Origin of the sequence: Streptomyces sp. NBC_00370 (genome assembly GCF_036084755.1) — a bacterium.
Taxonomy (GTDB): Bacteria; Actinomycetota; Actinomycetes; order Streptomycetales; family Streptomycetaceae; genus Streptomyces.
Genome location: NZ_CP107968.1, coordinates 2102434 through 2121091, shown reverse-complemented (window position 1 = coordinate 2121091; position 18658 = coordinate 2102434). Strand labels below are relative to the sequence as shown.

Sequence of the window (18658 nt, the reverse complement as noted above, 5' to 3'; positions counted from 1 at the left end):
AGCGGCTCCCGTTACCTCAGCGCACCGGCGTGAAGTCCCGCGCCCCGATGAAGTCCGGCCGCGGCACCGGCGCCGCGAACGGCTCCTGCGCCGTGTTCTCCACGCTGTTGAACACGATGAAGACGTTGCTGCGCGCGTACGGCGTGATGTTGTCACCCGAGCCGTGCATGCAGTTGCAGTCGAACCAGGTGGCCGAGCCCTCCTTGCCGGTGAAGAGCTTGATGCCGTGCGCGTCGGCCATCGTCGTCAGCGCCTCGTGCGACGGCGTGCCGGCGTCCTGCATCTGCAGCGACTGCTTGTAGTTGTCCTTGGGCGTCTCGCCCGCGCAGCCCAGGAACGACTTGTGCGACCCCGGCATGATCATCAGACCGCCGTTGGTGTCGAAGTTCTCGGTCAGCGCGATCGAGACCGACACGGCCCGCATGTTCGGCAGGCCGTCCTCGGCGTGCCAGGTCTCGAAGTCCGAGTGCCAGTAGAACCCGGAGGCGCCGAAGCCCGGCTTGACGTTGACCCGCGACTGGTGGACGTAGACGTCCGAGCCGAGGATCTGCCGGGCCCTGCCGACGACCCGCTCGTCGCGTACGAGCCCGGCGAAGATCTCGCTGATGCGGTGGATCTCGAAGACGGAGCGCACGTTCTGCGTCTTGGGCTCCACGATCGAGCGCTCGTCGGCCCGTACCTTCGGGTCGTTGATGAGCCGCTCCAGCTCGGTGCGGTACAGCGCGACCTCGTCGGGGCCGATCAGCTGCTCGACGCTGAGGAAGCCGTCCCGCTCGAACGAGCCCAGTTCCGCGGGCTCGATCGGTCCCGGTGCGTCGGGGGCGCCCCAGACGACGGGGTCCTGGCGGGGGGTGGTCAGCTCGGTGGCCCCACGGGTGGGGTAGAGGTCGGTACGTACGGGTGCGGTGGTCATATGGTCAGCCCTCCTCGGTGATCAGCGGGTAGACGCCGTTCTCGTCGTGCTCCTCCCGCCCGGTCACCGGCGGGTTGAACACGCAGATGGAGCGGAAGTCGGTCTTCGGCCGGACGGTGTGGCGCTCGTGTCCGTTCAGCAGGTACATCGTGCCGGGCGTGATCCAGTGGACCTCGCCGGTCTCGTCGTCGGTGACCTCGGCCTCGCCCTCCACGCACAGGACCGCCTCGATGTGGTTGGCGTACCACATGGACGTCTCCGTGCCCGCGTACATGACGGTCTCGTGGAGCGAGAAGCCGACCTTCTCCTTGGCAAGCACGATGCGCTTGCTCTCCCAGGTGCCCGACGCGGCCACGATGTGCCGGTCGGTGTTCTCGACATCCTTGAACGATCGGACGATCACGGTGTGTTCGTGCCTTTCTCTTCTGTGAATCCCCTGGCCGGGCCGTGCGACAGGCGCGCTTACGCCGTTTCGCGTACGGCGCGCTCCAGCGTCCGCAGGCCCTCGTCCAGCTCGTCGGGCGTGACGGTGAGCGGCGGAAGCAGCTTCACCACCTCGCTCTGCGGTCCTGAGGTCTCCAGCAGCAGGCCGAGCTTGAAGGCGCGGGCGCAGACGGCGGACGCCCGGCTCTTGTCGGCGAACTCCAGGCCCCAGACCAGGCCGCGGCCCCGGAATTCGACGGTCTCCTCGGCGTTCTCGGCGCAGATCGCGGCCAGCGCCTGCTCGACCTGCTCACCGCGGGCGATGGTCTGCTTCTCCATCTGCCCGTCGGCCCAGTAGGTGTTGAGCGCGGCGGCCGCCGTGACGAAGGCCGGGTTGTTGCCGCGGAACGTGCCGTTGTGCTCGCCCGGCTCCCAGATGTCCAGCTCCGGGTTGAACAGGCAGAGCGACATAGGAAGCCCGTACCCGCTGATGGACTTCGAAAGCGTCACGATGTCCGGTGTGATGCCCGCCTCCTCGAAGGAGAAGAAGGCACCGGTACGGCCGCAGCCCATCTGGATGTCGTCGACGATCAGCAGCATGTCCTGCCGTTGGCACAGGGCAGCCAGCTCACGCAGCCACTCGGGGCGCGCGACATTGATGCCGCCCTCGCCCTGGACCGTCTCGACGATCACGGCGGCCGGTTTGTTCAGCCCGGAGCCCTGGTCCTCCAGCAGCCGCTCGAACCAGAGGAAGTCGGGGGTCCGGTCGTCCAGGTAGTGGTCGAACGGCATCGGCGTGCCGTGCACCAGCGGGATCCCGGCCCCCGCCCGCTTGAACGCGTTGCCGGTGACGGCGAGCGAGCCGAGCGACATGCCGTGGAAGGCGTTGGTGAACGAGACGATCGACTCGCGGCCCTTGACCTTGCGGGCCAGCTTCAGCGCCGACTCGACCGCGTTGGTGCCGGTCGGGCCGGGGAACATGACCTTGTACGGGAGGTCGCGCGGGCGCAGCACCACGTTCTGGAACGACTCCAGAAAGGCCCGTTTGGCGGTCGTCGCCATGTCGAGGCCGTGCGTGATGCCGTCCCGTTCGATGTAGTCGATGAGCGCCCGTTTGAGTACCGGGTTGTTGTGGCCGTAGTTGAGTGATCCGGCGCCGGCGAAGAAGTCGAGGTAGCTATGACCGTCCTCGTCGGTGAGTCGGCTGCCCTGCGCGCGGTCGAACACGGCGGGCCAGCCGCGGCAGTAGCTGCGCACCTCGGACTCAAGGGTCTCGAAGACGCTCAGGGCGGGCGGGGTGATGGTCACAGGAGTCTCCTGCCGATGGGGTGAACGGAGAGTGAGGGAAGTCGGAGCGAACGCGCCCGGTGGTGGTCGGGCGGGCGCGGGGCATGGCTCGGTGCGGTCCTGGTCACACAGGGTCACAGGTGACCGGAACCGCGGCTCAGAACGAGAGGGGACCGATGCGGTAGAGCACCTCGGGCTGGTGTCCCTCGTCGGGGAACATCCCGCCGTGGAAGAGCACCTCCCGGTCCAGGATCGCGTCGTGGCGCGCCGCGTAGGCCGTGAACATCCGGTCCGAAGCGGTGTTGTCGGGGGTCACGGTCGTCTCGATCGAAGTGATTCCCAGCTCCCTGGCGACCCGGCCGGTGAGCTCGTCCAGGAGGGTGCCCGCCAGTCCCTTGCCCCGGTGGGCCGCGTCCACGGCGACCTGCCAGATGACGAGGATCTTGGGCCGTTCGGGCCGGATGTATCCGGTGACGAAGGCGACGGGGTCTCCGCCGTCGTCGCGGGCGACGACGGACGTGGTGGCGAAGTCACGACACCACAGCAAGTAGCTGTACGAGGAGTTGAGGTCGAGGACCTCGGAGTCGCGGGCGATGCGCCAGAGCGCGGCTCCGTCCTCCACTCGTGGGGTGTCGATCCCGAAGGAATGGGCGAATTCGCTGCTGGCACCTGCAAGGTCTGCTTGTGCGGGGGTCATGCAGATTTAATTTACCTAGCAAATTCAAAAGATGCATCGTCGCCAGGGGTTGGGCGAACGCCGTCGTTGTGTTAACGCACGGGGTCCACCACCGGGGGCCGCTGGTGGCAGGTTGGGGTAATTTAGTCGGACATGCCTGGTCAGAACGGTCCTACCTGTGGACTCGGTCACATATGGGTAACGCCCGCGAGACATGTCCGAAACCCGCTGATCATCCTGTTGAAACTTTAGCGTTTAAGAGAATGAAAAGCGGGCAGAAGGATACGGGAAACTGCGCAGGGTAAAACACCTTCCGGTATTCGCACTTTAACGCGTTCTTTAATTGCAGGATGCTACCGCCACATATCGGCGACCGCATCCGCTGCGGCTTTCCTGTCCACGTCGGCGCCCGTCTCGGCGAGCGCGGCGCCCAGCGCGTCGAGACAGGACAGCACGGTCTCCCGGGTGGCGTCAGGACCGTAGTGGTTGACCCGGATCATCTCCCCGGCCAGCGCGCCGCCGCCCGCGACGACCGGCAGCGCGGGACCGGCCGCCAGGACCTTCCCCACCAGCTCGGCCGCGTCCACCCCCGCAGGGGTACGCAGCGTCGTGGCCACCGGCGCCGCGGCGGCCGGATCGCGTACGTACGGGGCGAGGCCGCCGCCCAGCGCCAGCGTGCCCGCGCGGGTCGCGGCCGCCGCGAGCGCGTGCCGGGCGGTCACCGTGTCGAGCCCCGCGGCCTCGATCCGCTCCAGGCTCGCTTCGAGCGCCAGCATCTCCAGCTGCGCCGGCGCGTGCGGCAGGGCCTTGCGGCCGGTGTCGATCCACCGCTCCTTCCAGTCCAGCAGCGACAGGTACGAGCGGCGCGGCGCCTGCGGATTGGCGGCCAGCCGCTCCCAGGCACGGTCGCTCACCGACACCGCCGACACCCCGGCCGGGCCGCCCATCGCCTTCTGCGCGCCGATCACGCACAGGTCCACGCCCCACGCGTCGGGCAGCAGCGGCTCGGCGGCGACCGACGCCACGGCGTCCAGCATGAACAGCGCGCCGTGCGCCCGGACGACCTCGCCGATCTCGGCGACCGGGTTGGTGTTGCCCGTCGCCGCCTCCGCGTGCACCAGCGAGACGAAGTCCGTCTCGGGGCGGGCCGCCAGCGCCCGCTCGACCTGCGCGGGCGTGACCGCCTCGTCGAACGGGACCGTCAGGTCGACGACCGTGGCGCCGCAGTCCCGCAGCCAGTCGCCGAAGGTCTGCCCGTAGGGTCCCGTGACCACGTTCAGCGCCGTCGACCCCGGCCGCGCACCGCCCCGCACACACCCTTCGAGCGGCAGCAGCGCCTCGCCCTGGGTGATCACCACATCGTGCTCGGTGGCGAGCAGCGCGGCGACCCGCCGCTCGATGGCGGCGAAGTGCGCGGCGGTCAGCGGGGGCAGGTCGAGCAGCGGGTGCGTCACGGCGATGGCTCTCTTCAGTCCTGTGTCGGGTCGATCCTGCGTCGGGCCGGTCCTGGGTCCGGAACTCCTTGATCGAGGGTACCCACGGGCTCGTACAGTGCTGCCCATGAGTGATCACACGGTGCTGCACGTGAAGGGGCGGGTGCTCCTCGGCCCCGAGGAGACCGGCGACGAACTGTGGGTGGTGGGCGGCCGGATCACGCACAGCAGGCCGGCCGGCGCCCGTGACGTGCGTACCGTCACCGGCTGGGTGCTGCCCGGCCTGGTCGACGCGCACTGCCATGTCGGACTCGACCACGCGGGCGCCGTCGACGCCGCGACCACCGAGAAGCAGGCCGTCGAGGACCGCGACGCCGGTGCGCTGCTGCTGCGCGACGCGGGATCGCCCGCCGACACCCGGTGGACCGACGACCGCGCCGACCTGCCGAAGATCATCAGGGCGGGCCGGCACATCGCCCGCACCCGCCGCTACATCCGCAACTTCGCCCACGAGATCGAGCCCGACGAGCTGGTCGGGTACGTCGCCCGGGAGGCGGCACGCGGTGACGGGTGGGTCAAGCTCGTCGGCGACTGGATCGACAGGGACGCCGGCGACCTGACCGCCTGCTGGCCGCGCGAGGCCGTCGACGCTGCCATCGCCGAGGCGCACCGGCTGGGCGCCCGGGTCACCGCGCACTGCTTCGCCGAGGTGGCGCTGCGCGATCTGGTGGAGGCGGGCATCGACTGCGTCGAGCACGCCACGGGCCTCACCGAGGACACCATCCCGCTCTTCGCCGAGCACGGTGTCGCGATCGTGCCGACCCTCGTCAACATCGCCACCTTCCCGCAGCTGGCCGCGCCCGGCGCGGCCAAGTACCCGCGCTGGGCCGCGCACATGAACCGGCTCCACGAGCGCCGCTACGACACGGTGCGCGCGGCGTACGACGCGGGCGTGCCGGTCTTCGTCGGCACGGACGCCGGCGGCTCGCTGGCCCACGGTCTGGTCGCCGCCGAGGTGGCGGAGTTGGTGAAGGCCGGTATCCCGGCTCTGGACGCCCTTTCGGCGACGGCCTGGGCTGCCAGGCGCTGGCTGGGCCGCCCGGTGCTCGAAGAGGGCGCTCCGGCCGATCTGGTGGTGTACGACGAGGACCCGCGCGCCGACGTACGGGTACTGGCGGCGCCGCGCCGGATCGTCCTCGACGGACATGTGGTGCGCTGACGGCCCTGATGGAGTGACGTGAGGGAACTCACGTGCCACAAGAATCGAATGAAAGCACGGAAACCCCACTTTGGAGTGAACTGACGTCAGGTGACTGCCGGTTCACTCTTCGTGCGTAAAGAATCCGGATGTCTCGGTCGCCGCCGCCTCGTGTCCCCGTGTCGGCCGGTCGGCGACGCCAAATCTCTTGTGGGGGTTCCACCATCTTGAACAGCAACACCTTCAGCCTGCCCGCACGCCGCTGCGCCGCTGTCGCCGCCGCCGTGGCGCTGACGGCAGGCCCCGTGCTCCTCGCCGCGCCCGCCCAGGCCACCGGCGTCGAGGGCGACGGCAGTGCGAGCGCCTCCGTGCTCAGGACGAGCCTCGACGTGTCCCTGCTCAACAAGACCGTCGACGTGCCGCTGAACGCGTCCCTCAACGAGGTGAAGGCCCCGGCGAGCGCCGACAAGACCGCGCTCAGCGTCGAGTTGGACGGAGTCGACAAGGGCAAGGCCTTCAGTGTGCTGCGGGCCGACGTGGCCACGTCCAAGGCCACCGTCGACGAGCACAAGGCCGAGGGGTACGCCAACCTCGCCCACGCCAAGGTGCATGTGCCGGGGCTGCCGCTGCTCTCCCTCATCGAGGTCCAGCAGGTGACCTCCAAGGCGGTCTGCGCCGTCGGCGAGAAGCCCACCGCCGAATCGAATCTGCTCGGTGACGTGACCGTGCTCGGCAAGCGGGTCACGGTCTCCGCCGGCGGCCCGACACGCGTCTCCGTACCGGGAGTCGGCGAGGTGACGCTCGACCTGTCGAAGACGCGGACCACGTCCCGTACGGCGGCGGCGACCGCCCTCGCGCTCAACGTGTCGGTCAATCCACTGAAGTTGAACGTCGCCGACGTCCAGGGCTCCCTCACCATCGCCGAGGCGACCTGTGAGACACCGGACGAGCCCGAGGAGGCGGCGCCGGAGCCCGCGAAGGCCGAGGAGGAGGCGCAGCCCGATCTGAAGCCGCAGAGCGCCGCCGCACCGGAGAACCTGGCGGAGACGGGCGGCAGTTCCAAGACGCCGTACCTGGCGGGCGGCGCCGCCGTGCTGCTGGCCGCGGGCGGCACCGCCCTCGCCCTGGCACGGGCCCGCGCCAGGCGCTGACGACCACCGGCCGGGGGGCCGGGCGGTTGAGACGGGGGGAGGGGGCGCACCGCTGCCGGTGCGCCCCCCCGCGGTACCTGAACGGCCTAGGGCCTGTCTGACACATAGCGCCGTCCGCCCGTAGGGCGGGGCTTGCGGCGTCTGGTGCGTGCGATCGCAAGGCGGAGGGTCGTTCTCGTACTGGACGTACATGAACGAGCCCGACAACGCGGCGAGCGTGCGTGCCAGGCGTCGGAAGCCAGGCGGGATGTGTCAGACGGGCCCTAGGGACCGACGGCCGTCAGCGCCTGGTCCAGCGCCTGGAGGAAGCGGTTGGTCGTGGGTCTGTCCCGTACCGCGAGCCGCAGCCAGTTCCTGCCGAGCCCGGGGAAGGTGTCGCCCCGGCGCGCGGCGAAGCCCAGCGTGCGCAGCCGGGCCCGTACCGAATCGGCCCGCTCCATCCGTACGAGTACGAAGGGACCCTCGGCCGCCTCGACGGCCCGTACCTCGTCGAACTCGGTGAGCCCCGCCAGCAGATGGGCACGCTCCACGGCGATCAGCCGCGCCGCCTGCTCCGCCTCGGCCAGCGCCGTCGGCGTCATACACGCCTCGGCGGCCGCCAGGGCCGGTGTCGAGACCGGCCACAGCGGCTGGGCCCGCTCCAGGGCCGCGACCGTCGCAGGATCGGCCAGTACGTAACCGATCCGCAGCCCGGCGAGGCCCCAGGTCTTCGTGAGGCTGCGCACCACCACGAGCCCCGGCACGTCCGTACGCGCTGCCAGCGCCTCCGGTTCGCCGGGCACCGCGTCCATGAAGGCCTCGTCCACCACCAACGTCCGCCCAGGACGGGCGAGTTGAGCGACAGCGGCCGCCGGGTGCAGCACGGACGTCGGGTTGGTCGGATTCCCGATCACCACCAGGTCCGCGTCGTCGGGCACGGCGTCCGGGTCGAGCCGGAAACCGTCCCGCGCGCCCAGCAGCACCCGGCGTACCTCGTGACCCGCGTCCAGCAGCGCCGACTCGGGTTCGGTGAACTGCGGATGCACCACGACCGGGCGCCGGCACGGCAGCGCGCGGGCGAGCAGGACGAACGCCTCGGCGGCGCCCGCCGTGAGCAGCACCCGCTCCGGCGGCAGCCCGTGCCGGGCCGCGACGGCGGCGCGCGCCGCCCGCCCGTCGGGATAGGCGGCGAGCCCCGTCAGCGACGAGGCGATGCGCTCGCGCAGCCAGTCCGGTGGAGTGCCGGTGCGGACATTGACCGCGAGGTCGACCAGTCCGTGCCTGCCGTCGCGCACCTCCGCGTCACCGTGGTGGCGCAGATCGGGGGCGTCAGTGGGTGTGTGCATGGCTGCCGCGCTGTTCGCCGGATATGGCCGCCCGCTCGACGGGCCTGCTGATCGCGACGCTGTGGGGGTGGACGCGGGTCACTGTGCTCCCTCCGAAATGCCACCGGCACATGCGGGCGGCACCATGATCATGTTGCGCTCCGGGGAGTGCGGACTCCCCAGTTCCGAGCTGTTTACCGTCCCTCCTCACATCCTGTCCACGGGCAGGGCGTCCACCCCGTTCAGCGGTCGGCGAACCACCGCGCACGTGACCGCGGGGGAACGGCCGTCGGGACGCGATCTGCGTTTCGTCACGATCAGCTCGCCGCCGCCCGCCAGCGCCGCCGCCTCGGCCACCGAAGGGGTGCCGACGGCGGCCAGCGCCGCTTCCGAAGCGCCCGGCACCCGCACCGACGCCAGCAGCTCCGCCGGATACGCCCGCAGCGGCGCCCCCAGCCGCTCGGCCGCCGCCACGAGGCCCGGCTCGCCCGCCTTGGCCTCGACGGTCGCCAGCTCCACCACGTCCCGTACGGACAGGCCCGCGTCCCGCAGCGTGTCCAGGACCAGCCCCAGCACCTCGTCGCACGCCGCGCCGCGCCGCGCGCCGACCCCGACGACCAGCGCGGGACGGTTGGTGACCTTGGTCACGAGCAGCCCCTTTCCGGGCCCCGGGCCCTTCCCGGACGTGCGGAGCACACCCCTGATCGACTAAGCAGGGGCTCATGGCGGTGTTCGTCGCGCTCGGCGCGTTCCTCATGACGCTGTTCGGCGGCTGGACGGCGCAACGCGTCACCGACCGCCGCCACCTCGTGCTGGGGCTGGCCGGGGGACTGATGCTCGGCGTCGTCGGCCTCGACCTGCTGCCCGAAGCGGTACGGGCGGCGGGCGGCGACGTCTTCGGCGTGCCCCAGGCGCTGCTGCTGTTCGTCGGCGGCTTCCTCGTCGCCCATCTGGTGGAACGGCTGCTCGCCGTCCGGCAGACCTCCCACGGCGCCGATCCGCAGGACGACGGCCGCGACCTGCACGCACCGGCGTCCCGGGTGCCGCAGGTCGGCCTGACCGCCGCCGCCGCGATGGTGGGCCACAGCCTGATGGACGGGGTGGCGCTCGGCGCGGCCTTCCAGGTCAACGGCGCGATCGGCACGTCCGTCGCGCTCGCCGTCATCGCCCATGACTTCGCGGACGGCTTCAACACGTACACGATCACCAGCCTGTACGGGAACGACCGCCGCAAAGCGCTCACGATGCTCGTCGCCGACGCCGTGGCGCCCGTGGTCGGCGCGGCCTCCACCCTGCTGTTCACGCTCCCCGAGGAGGCGCTGGGCAGCTATCTCGGCTTCTTCGGCGGCGCCCTGCTCTACCTGGCCGCCGCCGAGATCCTGCCCGAGGCCCACCACGAGCACCCCGCCCGCTCCACCCTGCTCTTCACGGTCCTCGGTGTGGGCTTCATCTGGCTGGTCGTCGGGCTCGCCGGCTGACGGTCTCACCGCGCGCATCCGGCGACGAACCGCCGTGCCATCTCCGGCGTCGCCGCCCAGTGCGTGTGCAGATAGCTGGCGTGCACCCCGCCCGTGACGAACCCCTCGACCCGCCGCTCCGGGCGCACCACACCCCAGGCAGGCGCCGCGCCCGCCGCCGGATCCAGCACCGTCCGGTGGAACTCGTGCCCGCGCACCCGCGTCCCCGCGACGGCCAGCGCGCTGTCACCGACCGCGACCGCCTCCCGGTAGCCGAGCGTCAGCCGCCCCGACATCCGGCCGTCCGCCGCCAGCACCCCGCACATCGGCCTGTCGTCCAGGGAACGCGCCAGATACAGCAGCCCGGCACACTCGGCGGCCACCGGCGCGCCGCTGTAGGCCAGCTCGGCGACGGCCTTGCGCAGCGGCTCGTTGGCGGACAGCTCAGGCGCGTACACCTCGGGGAACCCGCCGCCGATCACCAGCCCGCGCGTCCCCTCCGGCAGCGCCTCGTCATGGAGCGGGTCGAACGGGACGACATCGGCGCCCGCCGCCGTCAGCAGCTCCGTGTGCTCGGCGTACGAGAAGGTGAACGCGGCCCCGCCGGCGACGGCGACCACGGGCCTCGGCCCGCCCACCGGCTCCGTCTCGGGCGACCAGACGGCCGTGTCCAGCGGGGGAGCGCTACGGGCCAGCGCCAGCAGCGCGTCCAGATCGCACCCCGCCCTGACCCGGTCGGCCAGCGCCCGCGTCGCCTCCAGCGCGTCCGCGTGCCGCTCCGCGACCGGTACGAGCCCCAGATGCCGCGACGGCGTGCCCACCTGGTCCGTCCGGCGCAGCACCCCGAGCACCGGCACCCCGGAACCGTCCAGCGCGTCGCGCAGCAGCCGCTCGTGCCGGTCGGAAGCGACCTTGTTGAGGATCACCCCGCCGATCCGCACCTCCGGGTCCCAGGAGGCGAAGCCGTGCACCAGCGCCGCGACGGAACGCGACTGCGACGACGCGTCCACGACCAGCACCACCGGCGCCCGCAGCAGCTTCGACACCTGCGCCGTCGAGGCCAGTTCGCCCTGGTCCGAAGCGCCGTCGTACAGCCCCATGACGCCTTCGACGACCGCGAGGTCACACCCCCGCGCGCCGTGCGCGAACAGCGGCCCGATCAGCCCCGTACCGCACATGAAGGAGTCGAGGTTACGGCCGGGCCTGCCGCCCGCGGCGCCCGACACGGCCAGTGTGTGATAGCCGGGATCGATGTAGTCGGGCCCGACCTTGTGCGGCGAGACGGCCAGACCGCGCTCCGAGAAAGCGGCCATCAGACCCGTCGCCACGGTCGTCTTGCCGCTCCCCGACGACGGCGCCGCGATCACCAGCCGGGGGATCACCACTCGATGCCCCGCTGGCCCTTCTGACCCGCGTCCATCGGGTGCTTGACCTTCGTCATCTCCGTGACCAGATCGGCGAAGTCCATCAGCTCCTGAGGTGCGTTGCGTCCGGTGATCACCACGTGCTGGGTACCGGGACGGTCCCGCAGCACCTCGATCACCTCAGCGGTGTCGACCCACCCCCAGTGCAGCGGGTAGGCGAACTCGTCCAGGACGTAAAGCTTGTGGGTCTCGGCCGCCAGATCACGCTTGACCTGCTCCCAACCCTCGCGCGCCGCCTCCTCGTTGGACAGCTGGCTGTCCCGCTGCACCCACGACCAGCCCTCGCCCATCTTGTGCCAGGCGACCGTGCCGCCCTCGCCGCTCGCCCCCAGCACCTTCAGCGCCTGCTCCTCACCGACCTTCCACTTCGCCGACTTCACGAACTGGAAGACCCCGACCGGCCACCCCTGCGTCCAGGCCCGCAGCGCGAGCCCGAAAGCGGCGGTCGACTTGCCCTTGCCGGTGCCCGTATGGACCAGCACCAGCGGACGGTTACGGCGCTGACGGGTCGTCAGACCATCGTTCGGCACCGACTCCGGCTGTCCCTGCGGCATTTAAGCGGCCCTCCCCTGCTGTACGTCCCTGACCAGCCCGGCGATGCTGTCGGCGCGCAGCTCGTCGAGCGTGACGGCGGTGCCGCCCAGATCGGCGGCCAACTGCCCAGCGAGCCCCAGCCGTACCGGCCCCGACTCGCAGTCCACCACCACCGAAGCCGTACCCTCCGCCGCGTGCAGCCGCGCCGCACGCCCGCCGAGCGCCACCGGATCGGGGCCGCCCGTCGCCCTGCCGTCCGTCACGACGACCAGCAGCGGCCGGCGCGCGGGATCCCGCATCCGCTCGACCCGCAGCACGTCGTGGGCGCTCAGCAGCCCGGCGGCGAGCGGGGTACGCCCACCGGTCGGCAGCGATTCAAGACGGGCCGCCGCCGCGTCCACCGACGACGTGGGCGGCAGCGCCACTGTCGCCTCCGTACCGCGGAAGGTCACCAGACCCACCTTGTCGCGCCGCTGGTAGGCGTCGAGCAGCAGCGAGAGCACAGCGCCCTTCACGGCGCTCATCCGCCGCCGCGCCGCCATCGAGCCCGAGGCGTCGACCACGAACAGCACGAGGTTCCCCTCACGCCCCTCCCTGGTCGCCTGCCGCAGATCGTCCCTGCGCACCACAAGCCCGGGACCGCTGCGGCCACGCGCCAGCTGATGCGGCGCGGCGGCCTGCACCGTCGCCGCCAGATGCAGCTTGGTCAGCGCCCCCCGCGGCCGACGGGAACCCGTCGTCCTGCCGTGCTCGGTACGGGCACGGGACCGCCGCCCCGCGGCGCCCTCACCGAGCCCGGGGACGCTCAGCATCTTCGTACGGAACGGCTCGGCGGCACCGACGGGCGCCTGCTGCCCGCCACCACCGGCAGCGGACGACTGCCCTTCGCCCTCCTCGGAGGAGGCTTCGCCCCCCTCCTCAGGCCCGTCCTGAGGCGGAACACCGCCACCAGGACCATCCGGACCAGGGTCGGGATCGTCGTCGCCCTTGAACTCCTCCAGCGTGTCGTCCAGCTTGTCCTCGTCAAGTCCCGGCGCGTCAAAGGGATTACGCCGCCGCCGGTGCGGCAGGGCGAGCAGCGCCGCCTGCCGGACGTCCTCGGCGAGCACATCCGTACGCCCGGCCCAGGCCGCCAGCGCCGTCGCCGTCCGCGCCATCACGATGTCCGCGCGCATCCCGTCCACCTCGAACGCGGCGCACGTGGCGGCGATCTGCAGCAACGCCGCGTCCCCGAGCCGCACTTCGGGCAGCAGGGCCCGCGCGGTCACGATCCGCTCGCGCAGCGTGTTCTCCTCGTCGGCCCACCGGGCGCCGAACCCGGCCGGGTCGTCGTCGTAGGCGAGCCGCCGCCGCACGACCTCGACCCGGAGCTCCGGATCACGCGAGGCCGACACCTCCACCGTCAGCCCGAACCGGTCGAGCAACTGCGGCCGCAGCTCGCCCTCTTCGGGGTTCATCGTCCCGACCAGCAAAAAGCGCGCCGCATGCCGTACGGAGACGCCCTCGCGCTCCACGTACGAGGCGCCCATGGCAGCCGCGTCCAGCAGCAGGTCGACCAAGTGGTCGTGCAGCAGGTTGACTTCGTCCACGTACAGCACCCCGCGGTGCGCGTCGGCCAGCAGACCGGGCTCGAACGCCTTCACCCCCTCGGAGAGGGCGCGCTCGATGTCCAGTGCCCCCACCAGCCGGTCCTCCGAGGCACCGACGGGCAGCTCGACCACCCGGGCGGGCCTGTCCACCCCGTCGACCACCGCGTGCGGCCCGTCGGGGCACGCGGGATCGGGCGAAGCGGGATCACAGCTGAACCGGCACCCCGGAACGACGGACACCTCCGGCAGCAGCGCCGAAAGCGCCCGCACGGCGGTGGACTTGGCGGTGCCCTTCTCGCCACGCACCAGCACACCGCCCACGGCGGGACTCACCGCGTTGAGCAGCAGCGCGAGCCGCAGATCGTCCATCCCCACGACGGCGGTGAACGGAAAGGGTGTGCTCATGTATGACTCCTCCGTGCTGACGGATCTTGGCTGCGGTGTCGCCGTCCGGCGGGGGCGGCCGGGTTCGGTGGTTGCGGTTGTCGGTACGTGTGCCGGGTTCCGGGTCCTGCGGAGGGGGGTGTCCGGACTGCTTGTCGCATGAGCTCCTTCGCTTTACGTCCGGACACCCCCCTCCTCCGGCCCCGGCCCCCTCCCGTGGGCGGGTCCACCCAACCGCCCGCGTCAGCGCGGGTGAGCGGTGCCCTGCGGTCCGGGGGACACGTCCCTGGCGCGAACGCCCGGCCAACTGCCCTCGGTGGTCCGGCACACGTGTCCCGGACGGTCGGGGTGAAGGGGGTCGTGCAGGGGTGGTGTCCGGAGCGTAGAGCGTGATTTGTGGCGCATCTCGGCGGTGGCTCCGCGTCTCGGGAGTACGCGCCGTAAATCATGCAGCGCAGGACACGACCCCGGAACGGCACCCGGCAACCACCGCAACCACAACCGCCAACCGAACCGCGCCGGACGGCGACACCGCGCAGGACGGCGACACCCCGCCGCACGGCCGTCACGGCGCACCCGGCGGAACGAACGGCAGCCCCGTCGGCGCCCCGTCCTCGATCAGCCGCATCAGCGCGGCCGTATCGGCGTGCTCCTCGACCAGATCACCCAGCAGGTCCAGCTGCGCCTCCCGCAGCTCCCCGAAACTCGTGTCGGGCGCCGGCACGAACCGCCGCCCCGCCTCCCGCGCCACCTCCGTGAGGAACCGCCGCCGGAACGCGTCGCTCTCCAGCGCCCCGTGCCAGTGCGTGCCCCGCACCGCACCCACCCGGCAGCCGTCCAGCGCCCGCCCCTCCCCGTCGACCACGAACGGCTCGCCGCCCCGCACGTCCGCCACGCCGTGATGGATCTCGTACCCCTCGACGGCCTCGCCCAGCGCGTGACCCACCGGCCGGGCCAGCGTCTTCGCCACGGCGAACCGCACCCGCACCGGCAGCAGTCCGAGCCCCGGCACCACGCCGGCCCGCGACTCGACGTCGTCCTCGACCCGTTCGCCGAGCATCTGGTACCCGCCGCAGATCCCCAGCACCGGCCTGCCGTCCGCCGCCCGCCGGGCTATCGCGTCGGCCAGGCCGCGCTCCCGCAGCCAGCCGAGCGCCTTCACCGTGCCGCGCGTGCCGGGCACCACCACCAGGTCGGCGTCGGCCAGTTCCTCGGGCCGGTCGACGAACCGCACCACCACACCCGGTTCGGCCGCCAGTGCGTCCACATCGGTGAAGTTGGACATCAGCGGCACCGCGCACACCGCCACCCGCAGCACGTCCTCGCCGTACGGCGGCGCGACGCGCGACTCGCGTACGGTGCCGTGCTGCGACACCCGCAGCCCGTCCTCCTCGTCGATGCCGAGCCCGGTCCGCCACGGCAGCACCCCGTAGGTGGCGCGCCCGGTCAGCCCCTTCAGCATGTCGAGCCCCGGTTCGAGCAACGACACGTCGCCGCGGAACTTGTTGATCAGATACCCGGCGACCAGCGACTGGTCCGCCTCGCTCAGCAGCGCCGTCGTGCCGAAGAAGGAGGCGAAGACCCCGCCCCTGTCGATGTCCCCGACGATCACGACCGGCAGTTGGGCGGCCCGCGCGATGCCCATGTTCACGATGTCGGTACGGCGGAGGTTGATCTCGGCGGGACTGCCGGCGCCTTCGCAGATCACCGCGTCGTACGTGCTCCGCAGCTCATCGAGGCAGTCCAGCACGGGCTGGAGCAGTTCGGCCTGCCGGCCGCCGTGGTAGCCGCGCGCGCTCAGCTCGCCCACCGGCCGCCCCATCAGGATCACTTGGCTGCTGCGGTCGCCGCCCGGCTTGAGCAGTACCGGATTCATCAGCGCCGTCGGCTCGACCCTGGCGGCCTGTGCCTGCATGGCCTGGGCCCGGCCGATCTCCGCGCCCTCGCGCGTCACGAACGAGTTGAGCGACATGTTCTGCCCCTTGAAGGGCGCGACCTTCACCCCCTGGCGCACCAGCCACCGGCAGATGCCCGCCGTAACGACGCTCTTGCCCGCGTCGGACGTCGTGCCCGCGACCAGCAGTCCGCCGCCCCTCATATCGACCCCCTCCGACCAACAACTCCGGACCGGAACCTGGACCCGGCCCCGAACCCGGCCCCGACCGCGAACCGCCCCACCGCACAGACGCCCAGCGTGAGCCAGGTGACGCGTCGCGACAGGCGTACCGCACGCTCGATGTCGGCCACCTCGACCGGCCGCCCCGCCGCCCCGTTGAGCACCGGCCGGTGCTCGACCCGGCCGCCGTACGCGAGGGTGCCGCCGAGCCGTACCCCCAGCGCACCGGCGAACGCCGCCTCCACCGGGCCCGCGTTGGGGCTCGGATGGCGGGCCGCGTCGGCGCGTACCGCCCGCAGGGCGCCGCGCGGATCGCCACCGAAGGCGGTCGCCAGCGCGGCGGTGAGCCGGGCCCCGGGCCAGCCGGCCACGTCGTCGAGCCGGGCCGAGGCCCAGCCGAAGCGTCGGTAGGCGGCGGACTTGTGGCCGACCATCGCGTCGAGAGTGTTCACGGCGCGGAATCCGACCAGTCCCGGCACCCCGGCGACCGCGCCCCACACGAGCGCGCCCACCACGGCGTCGGAGGTGTTCTCGGCGACGGACTCGACCACGGCGCGGGCCATCTGTCGCTCGTCCAGGGCCTGCGGATCACGTCCGCAGAGCCGGGGGAGCAGCGTACGGGCCCGCTCGGTGTCCCCGGCGCTCAGCGCTGCTCCGACGGCGCGCGCCTCCCGGCCCAGCGATGTGCCGCCCACGACCGACCAGGTGGCTGCCGCGGTCAGGACGACGGACGCGGCGCGCCGGTCCCGTACGAGCCGACCGGCGAGCGCGGCGGCGCCGGTGGCGCCCGCGACACACACCGCCGTGTGCAGGGCGCCCCAGCCCCGGTGGTCGCGCCACAGGACGCGCTCGACGGCGCCTGCGGAGCGGCCGAAGGCGGCGACGGGGTGTCCCCGCCGTGGGTCGGCGAACAGCAGGTCGGCCAGGAGTCCGGCGGTGGCGCCGTAGGCGAAGACCCGCTCGGCGGCTGAACCGCGGCCAGGCATGGCGAAGTGTCCTCACTCAGGGTCCGCGCCCCGGCTCGACGTGAAGCGGCGGCGAGAGTTCCTGGCTCCTGGGCGCTGCGCTCTCCCAGTGACAGTGGCGGGACCGCGCCGGACTCGCACCGGCTTCCTCTGCTTGCCACCGCGGGACCGGCGCGAACCGGTCCCTTTTGGCCTCGGCAGTCCACCACGCTGTGAGAACAGCCGTCAACTCACCCTTGACCTGCGGTCGAGGGTGAGCGGGACGGTGCGGGCAGGGCCAGGGGCCGGGTCAGGCGACGATGAGGAAGATCCCGTACGCGACGGCGGCCGCGCACAGGGCGAAGCAAGCGTACGCGCCGGACACGGCGGTCGCCGAGCCCTGCTTGGAGAGGCCGATGACCCCGAGGGTGAACAGGCCAACCAGCGCGACGGTGGCCACGAGGCTGACCCCGAAGACGGAGCCGAGAGCCGCCCAGTCGATTTCCATGCTGTTCCGTCCTTACGCCGTGGCCGAGGCCGCTGTGGTGGGAGCCGCCGCGGTCGCGGCCGTGGTCGCGGCCCCGGGGACCGGAGCGGGGGCCGGGATGGTGGCCGACAGATCCTGCGGGAGTCCGACGGACACCGGAACCACGTCGTCCGTACCGCCGACCACATTCGTGGCGTCGACGGGCCGGCGACGGGAGGCCCGCCAGATCACCGCGGACACCAGGATGAGCAGCGCGGCGACGACGGCGACGCCCCAGGGGCCCCGTCCGGTCAGGAACTCCGCGCCCGCCGCGACCAGACCGGCCGCGGGCAGTGTCAGACACCAGGCGACGGCCATCCGGGTCGCGGTGGACCAGTGGACCACCCCGCCCTTGCGGCCGAGCCCCGCGCCCATCACGGCACCGGAGCACGCCTGAGTCGTGGAGAGCGAGAAACCGAGGTGGGAGGAGGCCAGGATGACGGTCGCGGCACTGGTCTGGGCCGCGAAGCCCTGCTGCGGCTTGAGGGTGGTGAGTCCGGTGCCCATGGTGCGGATGATGCGCCAGCCGCCGAGGTAGGTGCCGAGCGCGATGGCCGTGCCGGCCGAGACGATGACCCACAGCGGCGGGTTGGACCCGGGCGCCAGCACACCGCCGGTGACCAGGGCGAGGGTGATCACACCCATGGTCTTCTGCGCGTCGTTGGTGCCGTGGGCGAGGGAGACCAGGGCGGCGGAGGCGATCTGCCCCGCCCGGTACCCCTTGGCGGTGTCCTTCTCGTCGGTGTGCCGTCCGATCCGGTACGTCAGACGGGTGGCGGCCGTCGCGGCGAGCCCCGCGACGACCGGCGCCGCGAGCGCGGGGATGAGCACCTTGGTGACGACGACCCCGCCGTTGACCCCCGACGTACCGACGGACATCAGGGTGGCGCCGATCAGGCCTCCGAAGAGGGCGTGCGAGGAGCTGGACGGCAGGCCCAGCAGCCAGGTGAAGAGATTCCACAGGATGGCGCCGACGAGTGCGGCGAAGATGACTTCGGTCCTGATGCCCTGTTCGTTGATGAGGCCGCCGGAGATGGTCTTGGCGACCTCGACCGACAGGAAGGCGCCGACGAGATTGAGGGCGGCGGACATGGCCACCGCGATCTTTGGCTGGAGAGCGCCGGTCGAGATGGTCGTAGCCATCGCGTTGGCGGTGTCGTGGAAACCGTTCGTGAAATCGAACACGAGAGCCGTCGCGATCACGATCGCGAGCAGCAGCGTGAGGTGCTCCATGCCGTTCAGGCAATCGAATAAGAGTGAACGGAAGATGAACTAGGCAGGTATTTGAGGTGTCTCTCC

The 18658-nt window shown here is 71.9% G+C and carries 16 protein-coding genes, 1 pseudogene and 1 riboswitch; of the genes and pseudogenes, 3 read left to right on the top strand and 14 right to left on the bottom strand.

The features are described 5' to 3' along the window. Positions 1-16: 16 nt before the first annotated feature. The 5 genes from thpD to OHS57_RS09165 form a co-directional block, all read right to left on the bottom strand. A complete protein-coding gene (thpD, locus tag OHS57_RS09185; protein ID WP_328581596.1) occupies positions 17-913 on the bottom strand; it encodes an ectoine hydroxylase in 897 nt (298 codons plus the stop codon). 4 nt (positions 914-917) lie between these two features. Continuing rightward, positions 918-1316, bottom strand: a complete 399-nt coding sequence (locus tag OHS57_RS09180; protein ID WP_041991010.1) for an ectoine synthase — start codon at positions 1314-1316, stop codon at positions 918-920. A 59-nt stretch (positions 1317-1375) separates the two neighbouring features. Further along, positions 1376-2644: a diaminobutyrate--2-oxoglutarate transaminase gene (ectB, locus tag OHS57_RS09175; RefSeq protein ID WP_328581595.1), complete on the bottom strand. Its 1269-nt coding sequence runs from the start codon at positions 2642-2644 to the stop codon at positions 1376-1378. A 136-nt stretch (positions 2645-2780) separates the two neighbouring features. Continuing rightward, a complete protein-coding gene (gene ectA, locus OHS57_RS09170; RefSeq protein WP_078863700.1) occupies positions 2781-3320 on the bottom strand; it encodes a diaminobutyrate acetyltransferase in 540 nt (179 codons plus the stop codon). A 332-nt stretch (positions 3321-3652) separates the two neighbouring features. Beyond that, on the bottom strand, positions 3653-4753 hold the full coding sequence (locus OHS57_RS09165; protein WP_328581594.1) for a pyridoxal-phosphate-dependent aminotransferase family protein: 1101 nt from the start codon (positions 4751-4753) through the stop codon (positions 3653-3655). Between the two features lie 121 nt (positions 4754-4874). Between OHS57_RS09165 and OHS57_RS09160 the strand changes: the two genes are divergently transcribed. Continuing rightward, entirely contained in the window at positions 4875-5951 is a 1077-nt protein-coding gene (locus OHS57_RS09160) for an amidohydrolase family protein (protein ID WP_443043065.1), read from the top strand. Between the two features lie 206 nt (positions 5952-6157). Then, a complete protein-coding gene (locus OHS57_RS09155; RefSeq protein ID WP_041991019.1) occupies positions 6158-7081 on the top strand; it encodes an SCO1860 family LAETG-anchored protein in 924 nt (307 codons plus the stop codon). A 263-nt stretch (positions 7082-7344) separates the two neighbouring features. On the opposite strand, the gene cobC is transcribed toward OHS57_RS09155, so the two are convergent. After that, positions 7345-8406: an Rv2231c family pyridoxal phosphate-dependent protein CobC gene (gene cobC / locus OHS57_RS09150; RefSeq protein ID WP_328581592.1), complete on the bottom strand. Its 1062-nt coding sequence runs from the start codon at positions 8404-8406 to the stop codon at positions 7345-7347. 216 nt (positions 8407-8622) lie between these two features. Beyond that, positions 8623-9081 (bottom strand): annotated as a pseudogene (locus OHS57_RS09145) (cobalamin biosynthesis protein); the annotation flags it as partial. 26 nt (positions 9082-9107) lie between these two features. Between OHS57_RS09145 and OHS57_RS09140 the strand changes: the two are divergent. Beyond that, on the top strand, positions 9108-9863 hold the full coding sequence (locus OHS57_RS09140; protein ID WP_328581591.1) for a ZIP family metal transporter: 756 nt from the start codon (positions 9108-9110) through the stop codon (positions 9861-9863). Between the two features lie 5 nt (positions 9864-9868). On the opposite strand, the gene OHS57_RS09135 is transcribed toward OHS57_RS09140, so the two are convergent. The 7 genes from OHS57_RS09135 to OHS57_RS09105 all read right to left on the bottom strand — a co-directional run bounded on the left by OHS57_RS09135 (position 9869) and on the right by OHS57_RS09105 (position 18592). After that, positions 9869-11227, bottom strand: coding sequence for a cobyrinate a,c-diamide synthase (locus OHS57_RS09135; protein ID WP_041991025.1), 1359 nt, complete (start codon positions 11225-11227; stop codon positions 9869-9871). After that, positions 11221-11820, bottom strand: a complete 600-nt coding sequence (gene cobO / locus OHS57_RS09130; RefSeq protein WP_041991027.1) for a cob(I)yrinic acid a,c-diamide adenosyltransferase — start codon at positions 11818-11820, stop codon at positions 11221-11223. Before cobO ends, OHS57_RS09135 begins: the two co-directional genes overlap by 7 nt. Beyond that, entirely contained in the window at positions 11821-13794 is a 1974-nt protein-coding gene (locus tag OHS57_RS09125) for a putative cobaltochelatase (RefSeq protein ID WP_328581590.1), read from the bottom strand. It lies immediately after the preceding gene. 544 nt (positions 13795-14338) lie between these two features. After that, the gene (locus OHS57_RS09120) at positions 14339-15871 is read right to left on the bottom strand and encodes a cobyric acid synthase (protein ID WP_328581589.1); all 1533 of its coding nucleotides are present in this window, start codon (positions 15869-15871) and stop codon (positions 14339-14341) included. Further along, positions 15868-16875: a cobalamin biosynthesis protein gene (locus tag OHS57_RS09115; protein WP_328581588.1), complete on the bottom strand. Its 1008-nt coding sequence runs from the start codon at positions 16873-16875 to the stop codon at positions 15868-15870. Before OHS57_RS09115 ends, OHS57_RS09120 begins: the two co-directional genes overlap by 4 nt. A gap of 33 nt (positions 16876-16908) precedes the next feature. Beyond that, a riboswitch (cobalamin riboswitch) is annotated at positions 16909-17031 on the bottom strand. A 112-nt stretch (positions 17032-17143) separates the two neighbouring features. Next, positions 17144-17341 carry a hypothetical protein gene (locus OHS57_RS09110; RefSeq protein WP_041991036.1) on the bottom strand — a complete coding sequence of 66 codons (198 nt, stop codon included), beginning with the start codon at positions 17339-17341 and terminating at the stop codon, positions 17144-17146. 12 nt (positions 17342-17353) lie between these two features. Then, positions 17354-18592 carry an inorganic phosphate transporter gene (locus tag OHS57_RS09105; protein ID WP_041991038.1) on the bottom strand — a complete coding sequence of 413 codons (1239 nt, stop codon included), beginning with the start codon at positions 18590-18592 and terminating at the stop codon, positions 17354-17356. Positions 18593-18658: the final 66 nt, after the last annotated feature.

What these genes read in the sequence shown, in the direction of transcription:
- thpD (WP_328581596.1), bottom strand. Translation starts at nt 913, where the DNA reads ATGACCACCGCACCCGTACGTACCGACCTCTACCCCACCCGTGGGGCC.
- ectA (WP_078863700.1), bottom strand. Translation starts at nt 3,320, where the DNA reads ATGACCCCCGCACAAGCAGACCTTGCAGGTGCCAGCAGCGAATTCGCC.
- cobC (WP_328581592.1), bottom strand. Translation starts at nt 8,406, where the DNA reads ATGCACACACCCACTGACGCCCCCGATCTGCGCCACCACGGTGACGCG.
- OHS57_RS09140 (WP_328581591.1), top strand. Translation starts at nt 9,108, where the DNA reads ATGGCGGTGTTCGTCGCGCTCGGCGCGTTCCTCATGACGCTGTTCGGC.
- cobO (WP_041991027.1), bottom strand. Translation starts at nt 11,820, where the DNA reads ATGCCGCAGGGACAGCCGGAGTCGGTGCCGAACGATGGTCTGACGACC.
- OHS57_RS09125 (WP_328581590.1), bottom strand. Translation starts at nt 13,794, where the DNA reads ATGAGCACACCCTTTCCGTTCACCGCCGTCGTGGGGATGGACGATCTG.
- OHS57_RS09120 (WP_328581589.1), bottom strand. Translation starts at nt 15,871, where the DNA reads ATGAGGGGCGGCGGACTGCTGGTCGCGGGCACGACGTCCGACGCGGGC.
- OHS57_RS09115 (WP_328581588.1), bottom strand. Translation starts at nt 16,875, where the DNA reads ATGCCTGGCCGCGGTTCAGCCGCCGAGCGGGTCTTCGCCTACGGCGCC.
- OHS57_RS09110 (WP_041991036.1), bottom strand. Translation starts at nt 17,341, where the DNA reads ATGGAAATCGACTGGGCGGCTCTCGGCTCCGTCTTCGGGGTCAGCCTC.
- OHS57_RS09105 (WP_041991038.1), bottom strand. Translation starts at nt 18,592, where the DNA reads ATGGAGCACCTCACGCTGCTGCTCGCGATCGTGATCGCGACGGCTCTC.